The sequence below is a fragment of the Microvirga tunisiensis genome (assembly GCF_009296175.1).
Classification (GTDB): Bacteria; Pseudomonadota; Alphaproteobacteria; order Rhizobiales; family Beijerinckiaceae; genus Microvirga; species Microvirga tunisiensis.
The window spans coordinates 1-16,073 of sequence record NZ_VOSK01000147.1 but is presented as its reverse complement, the minus strand read 5'-3'; the positions used below and the strand labels follow the sequence as shown (position 1 = coordinate 16,073).

16 protein-coding genes are annotated in these 16,073 nt (G+C 61.0%); 7 read left to right on the top strand and 9 right to left on the bottom strand.

Annotation, left to right across the window (positions count from 1 at the left end):
* Both FS320_RS25840 and FS320_RS25835 read left to right on the top strand, forming a co-directional pair.
* Window positions 1–412, top strand: a 412-nt coding sequence (locus FS320_RS25840; RefSeq protein WP_162003240.1) for an NUDIX domain-containing protein, incomplete at its 5' end; no start/stop codon positions are given.
* Window positions 413–708: 296 nt separating this feature from the next.
* Window positions 709–1,410 (top strand): outer membrane protein, encoded by a 702-nt coding sequence (locus FS320_RS25835; RefSeq protein WP_152714765.1) that lies wholly within the window; start codon window positions 709–711, stop codon window positions 1,408–1,410.
* A gap of 76 nt (window positions 1,411–1,486) precedes the next feature.
* Here FS320_RS25835 and FS320_RS25830 read toward each other — a convergent pair whose 3' ends face one another.
* Window positions 1,487–1,711 carry a hypothetical protein gene (locus tag FS320_RS25830; RefSeq protein ID WP_152714764.1) on the bottom strand — a complete coding sequence of 75 codons (225 nt, stop codon included), beginning with the start codon at window positions 1,709–1,711 and terminating at the stop codon, window positions 1,487–1,489.
* 230 nt (window positions 1,712–1,941) lie between these two features.
* Between FS320_RS25830 and FS320_RS45275 the strand changes: the two genes are divergently transcribed.
* Together FS320_RS45275 and FS320_RS25825 are read left to right on the top strand one after the other, a co-directional pair.
* Window positions 1,942–2,115 carry a hypothetical protein gene (locus tag FS320_RS45275; RefSeq protein WP_153885328.1) on the top strand — a complete coding sequence of 58 codons (174 nt, stop codon included), beginning with the start codon at window positions 1,942–1,944 and terminating at the stop codon, window positions 2,113–2,115.
* Window positions 2,116–2,297: 182 nt separating this feature from the next.
* Complete coding sequence (locus tag FS320_RS25825) at window positions 2,298–2,612, top strand: hypothetical protein (RefSeq protein ID WP_152714763.1); 315 nt, start codon at window positions 2,298–2,300, stop codon at window positions 2,610–2,612.
* A gap of 86 nt (window positions 2,613–2,698) precedes the next feature.
* On the opposite strand, the gene mmsB is transcribed toward FS320_RS25825, so the two are convergent.
* From mmsB to ytfQ, 8 genes are all read right to left on the bottom strand, one after another.
* Entirely contained in the window at window positions 2,699–3,898 is a 1,200-nt protein-coding gene (gene mmsB, locus FS320_RS25820) for a multiple monosaccharide ABC transporter permease (protein ID WP_152714762.1), read from the bottom strand.
* A 1-nt stretch (window position 3,899) separates the two neighbouring features.
* Window positions 3,900–5,429: a multiple monosaccharide ABC transporter ATP-binding protein gene (gene mmsA / locus FS320_RS25815; protein WP_152714761.1), complete on the bottom strand. Its 1,530-nt coding sequence runs from the start codon at window positions 5,427–5,429 to the stop codon at window positions 3,900–3,902.
* A gap of 84 nt (window positions 5,430–5,513) precedes the next feature.
* A complete protein-coding gene (gene chvE / locus FS320_RS25810) occupies window positions 5,514–6,557 on the bottom strand; it encodes a multiple monosaccharide ABC transporter substrate-binding protein (protein WP_404293629.1) in 1,044 nt (347 codons plus the stop codon).
* Window positions 6,558–6,874: 317 nt separating this feature from the next.
* Window positions 6,875–7,645 (bottom strand): FadR/GntR family transcriptional regulator, encoded by a 771-nt coding sequence (locus tag FS320_RS25805; RefSeq protein ID WP_244627381.1) that lies wholly within the window; start codon window positions 7,643–7,645, stop codon window positions 6,875–6,877.
* 20 nt (window positions 7,646–7,665) lie between these two features.
* The gene (gene yjfF, locus FS320_RS25800; RefSeq protein WP_152714759.1) at window positions 7,666–8,625 is read right to left on the bottom strand and encodes a galactofuranose ABC transporter, permease protein YjfF; all 960 of its coding nucleotides are present in this window, start codon (window positions 8,623–8,625) and stop codon (window positions 7,666–7,668) included.
* The gene (ytfT, locus tag FS320_RS25795; protein WP_152714758.1) at window positions 8,622–9,626 is read right to left on the bottom strand and encodes a galactofuranose ABC transporter, ATP-binding protein YtfT; all 1,005 of its coding nucleotides are present in this window, start codon (window positions 9,624–9,626) and stop codon (window positions 8,622–8,624) included. Before ytfT ends, yjfF begins: the two co-directional genes overlap by 4 nt.
* Window positions 9,627–11,135: a galactofuranose ABC transporter, ATP-binding protein YtfR gene (gene ytfR, locus FS320_RS25790; RefSeq protein WP_152714766.1), complete on the bottom strand. Its 1,509-nt coding sequence runs from the start codon at window positions 11,133–11,135 to the stop codon at window positions 9,627–9,629.
* A 66-nt stretch (window positions 11,136–11,201) separates the two neighbouring features.
* Complete coding sequence (gene ytfQ, locus FS320_RS25785) at window positions 11,202–12,164, bottom strand: galactofuranose ABC transporter, galactofuranose-binding protein YtfQ (RefSeq protein WP_152714757.1); 963 nt, start codon at window positions 12,162–12,164, stop codon at window positions 11,202–11,204.
* A 163-nt stretch (window positions 12,165–12,327) separates the two neighbouring features.
* Between ytfQ and FS320_RS25780 the strand changes: the two genes are divergently transcribed.
* From FS320_RS25780 to FS320_RS25770, 3 genes are all read left to right on the top strand, one after another.
* Complete coding sequence (locus tag FS320_RS25780) at window positions 12,328–14,061, top strand: IlvD/Edd family dehydratase (protein ID WP_152714756.1); 1,734 nt, start codon at window positions 12,328–12,330, stop codon at window positions 14,059–14,061.
* 32 nt (window positions 14,062–14,093) lie between these two features.
* On the top strand, window positions 14,094–15,032 hold the full coding sequence (locus tag FS320_RS25775; protein ID WP_152714755.1) for a dihydrodipicolinate synthase family protein: 939 nt from the start codon (window positions 14,094–14,096) through the stop codon (window positions 15,030–15,032).
* A 268-nt stretch (window positions 15,033–15,300) separates the two neighbouring features.
* The gene (locus FS320_RS25770; protein ID WP_162003239.1) at window positions 15,301–15,972 is read left to right on the top strand and encodes a cache domain-containing protein; all 672 of its coding nucleotides are present in this window, start codon (window positions 15,301–15,303) and stop codon (window positions 15,970–15,972) included.
* The last annotated feature ends 101 nt before the right edge of the window (window positions 15,973–16,073 follow it).

Here is a 16,073-nt window from a genome sequence, read left to right as displayed (position 1 = left end):
GAGTCTGCTCAACCGTCGTCTTGACGGCTCTGTCTCCGGCCCTGCGCAATCGCTTTATCCGGCCTGGCCCTGTTCCTGCACCGGGATTGCACACCCACGTCAAGGCTCATTGACAACGAACATCAGAATTCGGGAGCTTCTGGAGGAGACCGCAGTTCATGCGGAAGCCCGGGACGTCCTCACCACGCTCGATGTTCTGGTGCGGGATGTCGGTGGCAACGTTCGTCAGCACTACATCCTGATCGCCGTTCAATGCCGTTGGATTTCAGGCGAGCCCGTTGCCGGCGACGATGCTCTCGAGGCACGCTGGTTTCCGATCGCGGAACTCGATCCGGACACGCTGGCCATGAGTGTTGATGTGGATGTGATTGCCAGGCGCGCTCACGTGGCTTCGAACCTGGGCGATCCCTGAGCTTTGCTTAAGACAACGAAAAAGGCCCCGCCTCGAAAAAGGCGAGGCCAAGTTTTGTCTCTTACTTTGAGGCCTCACGGCCGAACTTCACGCTCTGATCTGCGCACAATCGGCCTGTGATCTCAAGTCGAGCACGGATGTCATGGTTGATGAACAGTAAACATTCATAAACCGTCAATCATGTTTCGAATGGTTACAAGCGAGCATATTGCAACAATCTCTCGTCATCCCTTATTAGATCCGTGACAGGCAATAAATGCCTATCCAATCTCTGTTGTTAAGCACGGAATACAGTAATGCGTACCTCTGCTCTTGGACTGCTCGCTGCCACAGCGGCTCTCGCCATTGCGGCCTCGACGGCCCACGCGGCTGACCTGCCGGGCCGCTATTCTCCTGCTCCGGCCTACAATGCGCTTCCAGTCTTCACCTGGACCGGCTTCTATGCCGGTCTGAATGCCGGCTACGGCTGGAACGTCGGCGACAGCCGCTATTACGATCCGGCATTCAGGAACGGCAAACGGAGCGGTGGCTTCGTTGGCGGTGTCCAAGCCGGCTACAATTATCAGTTCGGCATGTTCGTCGGCGGCCTCGAAACGGACCTTCAGTATGCCGCCGTCGGCAACAAGGGCGCTTCCTACGGCACCACCTATTACCCGGGCGACTCGGACGGCTTCTTCGGCACGATCCGCGCCCGCGCCGGCGTCGCCGTCGACCGCGCTCTCGTCTATGGCACCGGCGGCTTCGCCTATGGCGATATCGGCGGCAACCGGGGCTACGACACGTTGCTCGGCTATCACAGCGGCGACGAGATCAACTGGGGCTGGACCCTCGGCGGCGGCGTGGAATACGCCATCACCAACAACTTCACCGCCAAGGTCGAAGGCCTCTATGTCGACCTCGACACGAAGGACAACTACACCCTCGGCGGCCGCGTGAACGTGGATCGCGATGCGGAGTTCGGCGTGCTGCGTGCGGGCGTAAACTACAAGTTCAACTGATCAGGCAAGGCGTTCGAAATCCAAGGGCCCGGTGGCAACACCGGGCCTTTTTGCGTGATGGACGATCATCGCTGCGTCAGGGATCGTTCACACTCTTCGGCACCTTGAACTTAGCCTCTTTCTCGCTTCGCTTGAGAACCAGCAGGCGTCGCGCGGCAACGCCACCCGGCTCAGGCGAATAGAGCCTCTTGTTGAGCACTTCGATCTGCCAGCGCTGCAACTCGAGCAGGGCTCGCAAGCCTCTCACTCGAGCCTGGAGAGCGAGAGCATCCTTCAACGGGTCTGGTCCGTCTGTCGCCATAGGACCATCCCTGACAATCCGGGGATGAATCATGTCTGAACGCGCAATGTGTGAGGTTGAACATTAATCGGTTTTGCCGGCCAGGAACATAGTCCCTGAAGCCATCGCGCAATATTGATCAAGCTAGATATTATTAAGTCAGAAATATGGTCCTGACTCGGACCGACCCGGCGTGCGGGAACCGGGAAGACGTCAGGCAGTTGCATCGGCATAGCTTGCTGGAGATTGTCATGCCTGAAACACGCCACGAGATGGAGGCCGAGAGGATCCTCGCCACGTTGAGCACGGCGATGGCGGATGAACATGCCCTGATGCAGAGCCGCCGCCTACTTGCTGACGCCCTGGAAAGGGCCGAGCAACGAGGACGCCAGTTTTCCGGGCAGCAGAAGGAATCCAGCGGCTAAGGTTCTTTAGACATTTCTAACGGTGGCCGTGCGATATCTGTCGATGACGGCGGCCCTCCCTCCCCTGCGACATTGACAGCGAGGAACGGTCCGTGGTGAGGCACGTTCCTTCCCCGTGTGCGATAGGACACAGCGGAAAACCCTCGGGAGTGGTGTTCTCCGAGCGTTAGGAGAATTGGTCAATGCGCTCCTCTTTGCTTGCAATCATGCTCGGCACCATGGGTGTCCTTGCGAGCGGCTCGGTTGTCCTGGCCCAGTCCGCTGACACGCGCATTGCATCTATGCCATTCGGGGAATGCCTCTCCATCATCAACGAGGCTGCGCAGGAGGTAGACGAGGAACCGGTCAAGCTCGTGAGCACGAACGGTGTGGTCACAGTCCGGATCATCGCGTCGGACGGCTTCGTCACAGTGTCGTGCGACCGCAGCAACAGCAAGATGACGCTGACCAAGAGCCCAGTTCCCGAAGCCGCTGGCATGACCGCAGCGGCTCGCTAAGCTAGATTCCTGCAGAAAAGCTCCATATGGAGACGGCGAGCGAAGGCTCGCCGTTTGGTTGAATGCTTGCTTGAAGCCAGCAACCCTCACTTTTTCCGGTTATAGACATCGAGCGACACGGCTGCGAGCAGCACGAGGCCTTTGATGACCTGTTGGTAGTCGATGCCGATGCCGAGGATCGACATGCCGTTGTTCATGACACCCATGACGAAGGCGCCGATGACGGCCCCCGTCACCTTGCCGACACCGCCGGTGGCCGAGGCGCCACCGATGAAAACGGCCGCGATCACGTCGAGTTCGAAGCCGAGGCCGGCCTTCGGCGTGGCGGTATTGAGGCGGGCTGCGAAGATCAGGCCGGCGAGGCCTGCCAGCACGCCCATGTTGACGAAAGTGAGGAAGGTCAGGCGCTCGGTCTTGATGCCAGACAGCTTGGCCGCTTTCTCGTTGCCACCGAGTGCATAGATGCGCCGGCCGATGGTGGTCCGGTTGGTCACGAAGGCATAGAGCGCGATCAGGACCGCCATGATGACGAGCACGTTCGGCAGGCCGCGATAGGTCGCCATCAGATAGCAGAACGCGACGACGAGAAGGGCCAGCAGAACGTTCTTGAAAGCGAATAGGCCGAACGGCGCCGTCTCGACCGCGTGCTTCAACTGGTTGGCGCGGCTGCGGAAGCTGAAATAGATGATGACGGCGACGCTTGCGACGCCGAGGAACAGCGCGGTGTAGTTGAAGCCCTCGCCACCGAAGACATCCGGAATGAAGCCGGAGCTCAGGCGCTGGAACACCACCGGGAACGGGCCGACCGACATGCCGCCGAGGAGCGCCAGGGTCAGGCCCTTGAAGACGAGCATGCCGGCAAGCGTGACGATGAAGGACGGCACCTTGAAATAGGCCACCCAATAGCCTTGCGCGGCGCCGATCATGCCGCCGACGATCAGGCAGGCGATGGTGGTCGTGACTGGATCAAAGCCCCAGCGCACCATCATCATGGCAGCCAAGCCGCCGACGAAGCCGACGATGGAGCCGACCGAGAGGTCGATATGCCCGGCGACGATGACCAGAAGCATGCCCAACGCCATGATGACGATGTAGCTGTTCTGGAGTACGAGGTTGGTGAGGTTGAGCGGCCGCAGCAGGGTGCCGTCGGTCACCACCTGGAAGAACAGCATGATGACCAGCAGCGACAGCAGCATGCCGTAATCGCGGAAATGGGTTTTGACGAACGCCGTCCACGACGCTTTTTGCTGGGGAACCTGAATCTCGTCAGCGGTTCTCGTGTCCATCTCAGCGCCTCCCCGACTTAACGATAGCGTGCATGATCTTTTCCTGGGATGCCTCGGCGATGTCGAGCTCGGTAATCAGGGAGCCTTCGTTCATGACATAGATCCGGTCGCACATGCCGAGCAGTTCCGGCATCTCCGAGGATATCATGAGAACACCCTTGCCGGCATCGGCCAGCCTGTTGATGATCGTATAGATTTCGTATTTCGCCCCGACATCGATGCCGCGAGTCGGCTCGTCGAGAATGAGGATCTCCGGATCGGAGAAGAGCCACTTGCTCAACACCACCTTCTGCTGGTTGCCGCCCGACAGGTTCACCGTCTCCTGGAAGACGCTGGGGCTGCGGATCCGCATCTTGGCGCGGTAGTCGTTGGCGACCGCCAGCTCCCGGATGTCGTCGATGACGAACTTGCTGGAGACACCCTCGAGATTGGCGAGCGTCACGTTCTTGCGGATGTCCTCGGCCAGCACCAGGCCATAGGTCTTCCGATCCTCGGTAGCATAGGCGATTCCATTGGAGACGGCCTTTTCCACCGTGCTGACGTCGATCTCCTTGCCGTGCAGCGTCACCCGGCCGGAGATGTTCTGGCCGTAGCTGCGCCCGAACAGGCTCATGGCGAACTCGGTCCGCCCTGCCCCCATCAGCCCGGCGATGCCGACGATCTCGCCGCGCCGGATGTTCAGGTTGACGTTCTTGACCACCTGCACGTGGTTGTGGAGCGGGTGATAGGCCGACCAGTTCTCGACCTGGAAGATGGTCTCGCCAATCTTCGGCTCGCGCTTCGGATAGCGATCCTCCATGGTGCGGCCCACCATGCCGCGGATGATGCGGTCCTCGCTCACCTCTTCTGCCTGGCAGTCAAGCGTCTCGACCGTGCCGCCGTCGCGAAGGACGGTGATGGAATCGGCGACCTTCGAGATCTCGTTCAGCTTGTGCGAGATCAGGATCGAGGAAATCCCCTGCGCCTTGAACTGGAGCAGAAGGTTCAGGAGCGCGTCGCTGTCCTTCTCGTTCAGGCTCGCGGTCGGCTCGTCGAGGATGAGCAGCTTCACCTTCTTCGAGAGCGCCTTGGCGATCTCAACCAGCTGCTGCTTGCCGACGCCCAGATTGGTGATCAGCTCCTCGGGCGACTCCTTCAGGCCGACGAGCTTCAGCAGCTCCTTCGTTCGGGCAAACGCCGCGGACCAGTCAATGACGCCGTACTGGGCCTGCTCATTGCCGAGGAAGATGTTTTCCGCAATCGACAGGAGCGGCACGAGGGCCAGTTCCTGGTGGATGATGATGATGCCGAGCTTCTCGCTGTCGGCGATGCCGGAGAAGCGGCGCTCCTCGCCCTCGTAACGGATCTCGCCGCCATAGGAGCCGTGCGGATAGACGCCGCTCAGGACCTTCATCAGCGTGGACTTGCCGGCGCCGTTCTCACCCACCAGCGCGTGGATCTCGCCGGCCTTCACGGTAATATTGACGTTGTCCAGCGCCTTCACGCCCGGGAACGTCTTGGTGATCCCCCGCATCTCAAGGATCGCATTCATCGCATAACCTCAGGCAACAGGCCTTCCAGAAATGAGCAAGGACCCTGCGCGGGCGCGCAGGGTCCGTATCGTCGAGAAAACCAATTATTTGAACTGGTCTTCCTTGTAGTAGCCGCTGCCGACCAGAACTTCCTTCCAGTTCGACGCATCGACGCTGACCGGCTTCAAGAGATAGGACGGCACGGTCTTCACACCGTTCTCGTAAGTCTTGGTGTCGTTGACTTCCGGCTGCTTGCCGGAGAGCACGGCGTCGACCATGTTGACCGTGACCTTGGCGAGCTCGCGGGTGTCCTTGAACACCGTCGAGGTCTGCTCCTTGGCGAGGATCGACTTGACGGATTGGACTTCCGCGTCCTGGCCGGTGATGACCGGCATCGGCTGCTTCGGGGTGCCGTAGCCCACGCCCTTGAGCGAGGAAATGATGCCGATGCTCAGGCCGTCATAGGGCGAGAGAACCGCATCGACGCGCTTGTCGGTGTAGTAGGCGGACAGAAGGTTATCCATGCGGGCCTGGGCGACCGCGCCGTCCCAGCGCAAGGTCGAGACCTTGTCCATGCCGGTCTGGCCGCTGGCGACCTTGAGCTTGCCGCTCTTGATGTAGGGGTCGAGAACGGACATGGCGCCGTTGTAGAAGAAAAAGGCGTTGTTGTCGTCGGGCGAACCGCCGAAGAGCTCGATGTTGAACGGGCCCTTGCCCTCCTTCAGGCCGAGCGCCTTCTCGATATAGCCGCCCTGGAGCACGCCGACCTGGAAGTTGTCGAAGGTGGCGTAGTAGTCGACGTTCTTGGAATTGCGGATCAGACGGTCATAGGCGATGACCTTGATGCCCTTGTCGGCGGCTTGCTGCAGCGCGTCGGACAGCGTCGTGCCGTCGATGGCCGCGATCACGAGCACCTTGGAGCCCTTGGTGATCATGTTCTCGATCTGGGCCAGCTGGTTCGGGATGTCGTCTTCCGCATATTGCAGGTCGACGTTGTAGCCCTTCTCTTTGAGCACCTTGACCATGTTGTTGCCGTCGTCGATCCAGCGCGCGGACGACTTCGTCGGCATGGCCACGCCGACCGTGCCCTTATCCTGCGCCTGGGCGGCGCCGAGCAGGCCAAAGGCTCCAAGAGCCACGGCCGCCATTGTGGTCGTGAATGTCTTCAAGGTCGTTCTCCCTCTAGTCCATGCCCGGAACGACATCATCTCGCCCGGCGCATATTCGGTATTCTTCATTCCAGGCCAAGCCGGCTCGCGGTCCGACGCCGCCCAGCAGCCCCTGTTGATCCCATGATAAAGGCAGAACGGCGCCTTGGAACAGCCCCACCTGCCTCTTGGCGGGCCGAGTGTTAGACCTCTCATGCCAGCCCATAAATCATACTATAATACTATTTGGTCCAGCAAGGCTCCTGAAGGGTACCGGGGCCTCTGGCTTCATCAGCGCAAATGGATAGCCGGCTGATCTACTCCACTCCGGAGAAGGCGTGGATCTGGACCACCGCAAGCGAACTCTCCACATGCTTGATCTGAACCCGCTCCGCCGCCTGCAGGATCAGTTCGGACATGGCCTCGCTTGCGGCGACAGGGTTGCGCTGCTCAATGGCATCGAACACTGCCTGGTGCTGCCGCATCACCTCCCTGAAGCGGGCGTCGCTGGAGACCGGGGAGCTGATCGTAAACGACGTGGCGAGCGCCGCGCCGATGACCGATCCGATCGATTGCAGGAAGGGATTGCCGGAGGCCTCCAGAATAGCCTGGTGGAAGGCGAGATCCGCCTTGGTGAAGCCCTGCCGGCTGCTCTCGCATTGGTACATGGCCTGGAGCGCCCTGTGCATGTCCTCGAGTTGCTCCGGCGTGCGCCGCACGGCGGCGGTGGCGCAGGCCAAAGGCTCCAGCATCTGCCGGATCTCGAAGAGCCATCCAAGGAAGCGGGCATCGACACCCATCTCGAGATGCCATCCCAGGATATCGGCGTCGAACATGTTCCAGTTGTTGCGATCCAGAACCTTCGTGCCGACCTTCGTCTTGGACTCGATCAGGCCCTTCGCCGCGAGGGTCTTCAATGCCTCCCGGAGAGCGGTTCGCGAAACCCCGAAAAGCTCCATCAACTCCGCATCGCCCGGGAGGGTGCTGCCGACGGGAAAGCGGCCCTGCATGATGTTCTGGCCGATCCCATGGGCAACGAGATCATGGGCTGATCGCGCTCTCGAAGGCCTTTGGACATCGTGCAGCAACACCATTCTCCTTTTTTACTCTACCTTGTCCGAAGCGATGCCGCCGACAGGCCGCGCTGCAGCACGATGAAGGCGAACAGCAGGGCACCAATGGCGATCTTGGTCCACCAGGAACTCAGGGTTCCCTCGAACGTGATGTATGTCTGGATCAATCCTTGGATGAGCACGCCCACGAGCGTACCGATGATCGTCCCGTAGCCTCCCGTGAGAAGGGTGCCGCCGATGACGACCGCCGCGATCGTGTCGAGTTCAACGCCGGTCGCAGCCAGGGAATAACCTGCGGAGGTGTAGAAGGAAAAAACGATTCCGGCCAAGGCCGCGAGAAAACTCGACAGCATATAGATGCGGATGGTCGTCCTCCCCACCGGCACGCCCATCAGCTCCGCCGAGGTCCTGTTGCCGCCGAGCGCATATACATTGGCGCCGAAGCGGGTGAAATGCGCCACGACGATGCCGACCGCGAAAGTCAGCAGCATGATCATGGCGATGAAGGTCAGCCGGCCACCGCCGGGCAATCCAAAAGCGATGTCCGTGATCTGACCATAGGCCAGAGCGTTGATCGGAATGGAATCCGTGGTGAGCACGAAGCATAAGCCCCGCGCCAGGAACATGCCCGCCAGCGTCACGATGAAGGCTGGGATCTGGAAGGTGTGGATCAGGAAGCCCATGCCGGCCCCGAACAGAGCCGCGACGCCTAAGACGAGGACGAAGGCGAAATAGGGGTTGAGCCCGTACTTCTCGATGGTGACGGCGAGGAACACGCCGGTGAAGGCGATGACGGAGCCGACCGAGAGATCGATGCCGCCGGACAGGATCACGAACGTCATGCCGACTGCCACGATGCCGAGAAACGCATTGTCGGTCAGCAGATTGCCGATGACCCGGGTCGAGGCGAAGCTCGGAAACTGCGCGAGACAGATCAGATAGCCGACGATGAAGACGGCGAGTGTGATGAGGACGGGAAGGTGGCGCCTGATCATGCCTTTGCCTTCCACACGGAACGGATGGCCGACAGAACGGGCGACTGGGCGAGAAGCACGGCGAGCACCACGATGGCTTTCACGATGAGGTTGTATTCGGGCGGGTAGCCGCTGAGCAGGATGCCCGTGTTCATGGCCTGGATGATCAGGGCTCCGACAACGGAGAGGCCGAGGCTGAAGCGCCCGCCGAACAGGGACGTGCCGCCGATCACCACCGCGAGGATCGCATCGAGCTCGAGCCAGAGACCGGCATTGTTGGCGTCGGCGCCGCGGATGTCTGCCGTCACGATCAGCCCCGCGATGGCCGCGCACAGGCCGCACCACATGTAGACCGCGATGGTCACGACCTTGGTGCCGATGCCGGCATAGGCGCTCGATCGGACATTGGCGCCGATGGATTCGATGAAGAGACCCAAGGCCGTATACCGGACGATGAAATGCGTGATGATCAGCATCACGATGGCGATCACGACCGGCATCGGCAGCATCAGGAAGGAGCCGCCTCCGATGGCGGCAAACCCCTCGCTCACGAAGGTGATGATCTGTCCTTCCGTGATCAATTGCGCGAAGCCGCGCCCGGCCACCATCAGGATCAGGGTCGCCACGAAGGGCTGGATTTCGAGAACCGCGACGAGGAATCCGTTCCATAGGCCGCAAAGAAGGCCGATGCCGGCTGCCGCTCCGAGCGCTATAGGTAGCGGATAGCCCTGGGCCGTCAGCGTCGCGGCCGTCGCACCGGCGATCGCCATGACGGCACCGACGGAGAGATCGATCCCTCGGGTCGCAATGACGAGGGTCATCCCCAAGGCCAGAATGGCGACCGGCGCGCCACGGTTCAGCACGTCGATGAGACTGCCAAAGAGGCGTCCATCCTGCAGGCGCAGAGCGAAGAAGTCGCGGAAGACGAGCCAGTTGACGAGAAAGACGATGAGAAGCGCCGCAACCTGCGGAAGCCCCTTGGGAAGGATGCGAGAGGGACCGGCCTGAATCATAGCGCTCATTCAATGGCCTGCGATGGTTGTCATGATGGTATCCGCGCTCACCTCGGAGCCGGAGAGTTCCCGCACGTGCCGCCGGTCGCGCAGGACGACGACCCGATCGCTGTAGGAGGCGATCTCCTCCAGTTCGGACGAGATGACGAGAAGGGCAAGCCCATCCTCGCACAAGCGCTCGATCAGGCGGATGATTTCGGCATGGGCGCCCACATCGATGCCGCGCGTCGGCTCATCCAGGATAAGGAAGCGCGGCTCCGTGGCGAGCCAGCGGGCGAGCAGCGCCTTCTGCTGATTGCCGCCGGAGAGAAGCCCGATGGGCTTTTCCGCATCCGGCGTTCGGATGTCGAGAAGCTTGATGAAACGGTCGGCGATCTCCTCCTGCTTGCGTCTCGGGATCAGGCGCAGCCAGCCGCGCTGCGCCTGGAGAGCCAGGATGATGTTTTCGCGAACAGACAATTCCGCCACGATGCCTTCCGTCTTGCGATCCTCGGGCGTGAAGCCGAACCGCAGCCGGGCGGCGTCGCGTGGCGTGGCGATGCGCACGGGCTTGCCGTTGACGAACGCCTGCCCGCTGTCGGCACGCTCGATGCCGAAGACCAGCTTAGCCGTCTCCGTCCGGCCGGACCCGAGAAGACCTGCAAGCCCCACCACCTCGCCGGGACGCACCGCTAGATCGAACGGTTCCATGAGGCGGCGCTTCCCGTAATCCTTGAAGGCGACGAGCGGTTCTGCCGTCACGGCGCTGCGCTGGTTGCGGTGGAGCGCTTCTGCTGCAAGCTCGCGCCCCAGCATCATGGAGACGAGCTCGATCCGCGGCAATTCCGCGATGGGGCGGGATCCCACGAGACGCCCGTTGCGCAGGACGGTAATCCGGTCGCAGACCGCATAAACCTGATCGAGGAAATGCGTGACGAACACGATGCCGATGCCTCGGCGCTTGAGATCCCTCAGGATCTTGAAAAGGGTTTCGACCTCATGGGCATCGAGGCTCGCCGTCGGCTCGTCGAGAATCAGCACCTTGGCCGAGAGATCGACCGCACGGGCGATGGCGACGATCTGCTGAACGGCCACCGAATAGGTGCTCAAGGGATTGGCGACGTCGATGTCGAGACCGTAGCCTGCCAGAAGCTCTTCGGACAGGCGCCGCATCTCGCCCGTGCGCACGAGGCCGAAGCGATGCGGCTGACAACCGATGAAGAGGTTCTCTGCCACCGACAGGTTCGGCAGCAGATTGACCTCCTGATAGACGGTTCCGATGCCCAGCGAGAGCGCGTCCGCAGGATCCCGCGCCTCGATCTCCTGTCCATCAAGGCGGATGGTGCCGGCATCGCGCTTGAAGACACCGGTCAGCACCTTGATCAATGTCGACTTGCCGGCGCCGTTCTCACCCAAAAGGCCGTGAATCTCACCCGTATGCAGCGTGAAATCCACGCGGTCGAGCGCCTGCACGCCCGAGAAGCCCTTTGTCAGACTCCTGATCTCAAGAAGCTGAGGCTGTTCACTCAATGGCTGCATCATGTCCTCGACGCCTCACACGCAAGGCAGCAGGCGATTGCCCGCCTGCTGCCTACAAAGAAGATCTCAGTAGAGATCCTTGCGCTTGTCGTATTCGGCCTTCGCCGTCTCGGGCGTGAAGACCTTGGATTCCGTCTGGATCCACTTCTTCGGCGCCGTGCCGTCCTTCTTGAAGGCCGCGAGCGCATCGAGGGCCGGGCCTGCCATGTTCGGTGTCAGCTCGACCGTGACATTGGCCTCTCCATCGGACATGGCCTTGAAGATGTCAGGAACGCCGTCGATGGAGACGATCTTGATGTCCTTGCCGGGCTTGAGACCCGCTTCCTTGATGGCCTGGATCGCACCGATCGCCATGTCGTCGTTATGCGCGTAGACGGCGCAGATGTTCTTGCCGCCGCCTTCGGCCTTGATGAAGCTTTCCATCACTTCCTTACCCTTGGTACGGGTAAAGTCGCCGGACTGAGTGCGGACGATCTTCATGCCAGGGTTGGCGGCGACGACCTGATCGAAGCCCTTCTTGCGGTTGATCGCCGGGCTCGAGCCGACCGTTCCCTGCAGCTCCACCACATTGCACTTGCCGCCGGTTTCCTTGGCGAGCCACTCACCGGCCACCTTGCCTTCATAGACGGTGTCGGAGGTCACGGCCGTGAGGTAGAGAGACTCATCCTTCGTGTCGATGGAACGATCGAGGAGAACGACCGGGATCTTGGCGTCCTTGGCTTCCTTCAGGACGGCGTCCCAACCGGTCGATACAACCGGCGCGATGAAGATGGCGTCCACACCCTGCGCGATGAACGACCGGACGGCGCGGATCTGGTTTTCCTGTTTCTGCTGTGCGTCGGAGATCTTCAGATCGACGCCACGCTTCTCGGCCTCGATCTTCGAGACCTTCGTCTCGGCAGCCCGCCAGCCGGATTCCGATCCGACCTGCGAAAATCCGATGGTCATTTTGTTCTGGGCGTAGGCGGCGCCTGAGGACAGCATCAGCGCAGCCATGCCGATTGTCGTCAGAAGATGACGGGCCTTCATGAGCTTTCTCCCTAAATTTGTCGTTGCTGTTCGACTTTAGCAGCCTTAACAGCTGACTATTAGTACTATTATATGAATCGAATTGAGCGCCTATTCAACCAAAGTCGCGTTCCCTTAAGCCTCCTTCGGCGAGGCGATACAGAGTTTCAAAGGCACCGAGAGAATGACTGAGGACAAGAAACGCCAGCTACGCAGCCAAGCCTGGTTCGGCCGTCAGGACAAGATGGGCTTCTATTATCGCTCCTTCCTGAAGAACAGCGGCTTCCCCCAGGATCAGTTCGAGGGCCGGCCCGTGATCGGCATCTGCAACACCTGGTCCGAGCTGACGCCCTGCAACGCCCATTTCCGCACGATTGCCGAGCATGTGAAATACGGCGTGCTGGATGCCGGCGGCTTCCCGCTTGAGTTCCCCGTCTCCTCCCTCGGCGAGGTGACCATGCGCCCGACCGCCATGCTGTTCCGCAATCTGGCGGCCATGGACGTGGAAGAGGCCATTCGCGCTCATCCTCTCGATGGTGTCGTGCTCCTCATGGGGTGCGACAAGACCACCCCTGCCCTGCTGATGGGCGCGGCCTCGGCAGATCTGCCGACCATCGGCGTGTCGGGCGGTCCGCAGCTGCGCGGCGTCTATCGCGGCAAGTATATCGGCTCCGGCACGAACATCATTTCCATGAGCGAGCAGTTGCGCGCCGGGGAAGTGACGCTGCAGGAATTCCATGAGGCGGAAGGCGGAATGAACCGCTCGGCCGGTCACTGCATGACGATGGGCACCGGTTCCACCATGGCGTCCATGGTCGAGGCGCTCGGCGTCGGCCTGCCGGAGAATGCGGCGATCCCCGCCGCCGACGCACGGCGCAACCATCTCGCGCGCATGGCCGGACGGCGCATCGTCGAAATGGTGAACGAAGACCTCGTGCTGTCGAAGGTCATGACGCGCGAAGCCTTCGAGAACGCCATCCGCACGCTGGCCGCCATCGGCGGATCGACCAACGCGGTCGTGCATCTTCTCGCCATTGCGGGACGCGTCGGCATCGACCTGACCCTCGACGATTTCGACAGGCTCGGCCGCGAGATCCACTGCCTCGTCGATCTCATGCCCTCCGGCCGATTCCTGATGGAAGATTTCTATTATGCAGGCGGTCTGCCGGTTGTTCTGCGCACGCTGGGCGAGCGCGGCCTGCTGCACAAGGATGCGCTCACCGTCAACGGCAAGCCGATCTGGGAGAACGTGAAGGACGCACCGTGCTGGAACCGCGAGGTGATCACCACCTTCGAGGAGCCCTTCAAGCCGGAAGCCGGCATTGCGATCCTGAAAGGCAATCTCGCCCCCAACGGCGCCGTCATCAAGCCGTCGGCGGCCTCGCCCGAGCTCATGCAGCACACGGGCCGCGCGGTCGTGTTCGAGACCATCGAGGATCTGCATCACAGCATCGACGATGAGGATCTCGACATCGACGAGACCTGCATCATGGTGCTGAAGAACTGCGGCCCGAAGGGCTATCCGGGCATGGCGGAGGTCGGCAACATGCCGCTCCCGCAGAAGCTGCTCAAGAAGGGCATTCGCGACATGATCCGCATCTCGGATGCGCGCATGTCCGGCACCGCCTACGGCACGGTGGTGCTGCACGTGGCGCCCGAGGCTGCCGCCGGCGGTCCGCTCGCCTTGGTGCAGAACGGCGATCTGATCACCCTCGATGTGGCAGCGCGCAGCCTGCATCTTCACGTCGAGGCCGAGGAGATGGAGCGCCGGCGCGCCGCGTGGGTTCCGCCCACACCGCATGCCGATCGGGGCTGGGCCAAGCTCTATATCGACCACGTTCTGCAGGCCGACAAAGGTGTCGATCTGGACTTTCTCGTCGGACGGACAGGATCGCCCGTTCCACGCGACAACCATTGAACACGACATTGTAGGTATTGAAGGGAGAAACCATGTCCTTGTCTGGCAAGACTTCCACGCGCTCCTATCGTGGCGTATTTCCGGTGGCACCGACCATTTTCGATGATAACGGCAAACTTGATCTCGAAGGGCAGAAGCGCGCCATCGATTTCATGATCGATGCGGGCTCCGACGGAATCTGCATTCTCGCGAACTTTTCCGAGCAGTTCCTTCTAACCGACAGCGAACGCGAGACCGTGATGACAACGGTGCTCGATCACGTTGCCGGGCGTGTTCCGGTCATCGTCACCACCAGCCATTTCTCGACGGACATCTGCGTCGATCGCTGCAAACGGGCGGAAGCCGCAGGTGCAGCCATGGTCATGATCATGCCGCCCTTCTTCGGTGCGACGCTGCGCGTCTCGGAAGCCGGGATCTACGAGTTCTTCCGTCAGGTCTCGGATGCCATCAGCATCCCGATCATGATCCAGGACGCGCCGATGGCAGGCACCTCCCTGTCGGCCACATTCCTTGCGCGCATGGCCAAGGAGATCACCAACGTCTCCTACTTCAAGATCGAGGTTCCCGGCACGGCGTCCAAGCTGCGCGATCTGATCGCTCTCGGCGGGAATGCCATCGAAGGACCATGGGACGGCGAGGAAGCGATCACCCTCATGGCCGATCTTGATGCCGGCGCCACGGGCGCCATGACGGGCGGAGCGTATCCGGACGGCATTCGCAAGATCATCGATCCTTACATGGCCGGCAACAAAGAAGAGGCCGCCGCGGCTTACGAGCGCTGGCTTCCGCTGATCAACTACGAGAACCGGCAGTGCGGACTTCTGGCCGCCAAGGTGCTCATGAAGGAAGGCGGCGTCATTCAGTCGGAAGCCGTCCGCCGTCCGCTGCAGCCCCTGCATCCGGAGACACGGAAAGGTCTGATCGAGGTCGCCCGCCGCCTCGATCCGATGGTGTTGCGCTGGGGCCGGTAAATGAAGCTGCGACCCGGCATCATCTAAAGTATAATTCGCCGCAGATGCATGATATCTGCGGCTTTTTCTTTCTATCCGAGGCAATTATTCTTCTCCGCGAAGAGGCGCTGTCAGCTGATTTAACGAACTGATAATAAGGCGCCAGAAAACGCTAAGTGTTTTCACTTATTGACGAGCACGGCAACTCTTTCAGACTTGAAGCACCTGGTAGAGCGTGTCGTGGGGGCACGCGCCCCCCGTGGCGATGCGGGCAGGTTCGCAAAGAATAATGTCTGATAAGAGTTCTACCATTCGCAACAAGCTGACGCGTTCGTTCTCCGGTGTTGCCGGCCGGTTCTATGCTGGGATCGCGGCAGGAATCGTGGCCCTGATTGCGCTCGCGATCTTCGGCTCCGTCACGATCTCGACCGTCCTGACCGAACAGAAGAAAACCGAGCTCAAGCACCTCGTGGAAACGGCCGTCAGCATCGTGGCTGATTTCGAAACCCGCTCAAAGCGTGGAGAAATGTCAGAGGACGAAGCGAAGAAGCGTGCTTCCGATACGCTGCGCGTTCTGCGCTATGGCGGCTCTGAATACTTCTTCATCCAGGATTACCAGACGGTGATGCTGATGCATCCCTTCAGCAAGACCCTGGAAGGGAAGGACAACTCCGCGGTGAAGGATGCCAACGGTGTCGCATTCCTCAAAGAGATCGGAAATGTCGGGCGGACCGGTGGCGGCTTCGTTGCCTATCTTTTTCCGAAGCCGAACCAGCCGGAGCCTCTTCCAAAGCTCTCCTATGCAACGAACTTCAACAAATGGGGCTGGGTGATCGGCAGCGGCGTCTACATCGATGACCTTGCGTATTGCCTCACCGAAGAATGCTCCCGACACGGATGGTCGTTGCCTCATCTTCATGCTCCCGGCAAGCCTCAGGGCTCTGCGGGCACCGAGCCTTGATCCGATGACCCGAACACCATGGCCCATGCCGCATCCCGGCGCCAGATTTTCAGACGCCGCTGGAGTGTGCGCAGATGCCGCTCGGAGTACTGGTCAGGATA

What these genes read in the sequence shown, in the direction of transcription:
- FS320_RS25835 (WP_152714765.1), top strand. Translation starts at nt 709, where the DNA reads ATGCGTACCTCTGCTCTTGGACTGCTCGCTGCCACAGCGGCTCTCGCC.
- FS320_RS25830 (WP_152714764.1), bottom strand. Translation starts at nt 1,711, where the DNA reads ATGGCGACAGACGGACCAGACCCGTTGAAGGATGCTCTCGCTCTCCAG.
- FS320_RS45275 (WP_153885328.1), top strand. Translation starts at nt 1,942, where the DNA reads ATGCCTGAAACACGCCACGAGATGGAGGCCGAGAGGATCCTCGCCACG.
- FS320_RS25825 (WP_152714763.1), top strand. Translation starts at nt 2,298, where the DNA reads ATGCGCTCCTCTTTGCTTGCAATCATGCTCGGCACCATGGGTGTCCTT.
- mmsB (WP_152714762.1), bottom strand. Translation starts at nt 3,898, where the DNA reads ATGGACACGAGAACCGCTGACGAGATTCAGGTTCCCCAGCAAAAAGCG.
- mmsA (WP_152714761.1), bottom strand. Translation starts at nt 5,429, where the DNA reads ATGAATGCGATCCTTGAGATGCGGGGGATCACCAAGACGTTCCCGGGC.
- chvE (WP_404293629.1), bottom strand. Translation starts at nt 6,557, where the DNA reads ATGGCGGCCGTGGCTCTTGGAGCCTTTGGCCTGCTCGGCGCCGCCCAG.
- yjfF (WP_152714759.1), bottom strand. Translation starts at nt 8,625, where the DNA reads ATGATCAGGCGCCACCTTCCCGTCCTCATCACACTCGCCGTCTTCATC.
- ytfT (WP_152714758.1), bottom strand. Translation starts at nt 9,626, where the DNA reads ATGAGCGCTATGATTCAGGCCGGTCCCTCTCGCATCCTTCCCAAGGGG.
- ytfR (WP_152714766.1), bottom strand. Translation starts at nt 11,135, where the DNA reads ATGCAGCCATTGAGTGAACAGCCTCAGCTTCTTGAGATCAGGAGTCTG.
- ytfQ (WP_152714757.1), bottom strand. Translation starts at nt 12,164, where the DNA reads ATGAAGGCCCGTCATCTTCTGACGACAATCGGCATGGCTGCGCTGATG.
- FS320_RS25780 (WP_152714756.1), top strand. Translation starts at nt 12,328, where the DNA reads ATGACTGAGGACAAGAAACGCCAGCTACGCAGCCAAGCCTGGTTCGGC.
- FS320_RS25775 (WP_152714755.1), top strand. Translation starts at nt 14,094, where the DNA reads ATGTCCTTGTCTGGCAAGACTTCCACGCGCTCCTATCGTGGCGTATTT.
- FS320_RS25770 (WP_162003239.1), top strand. Translation starts at nt 15,301, where the DNA reads ATGTCTGATAAGAGTTCTACCATTCGCAACAAGCTGACGCGTTCGTTC.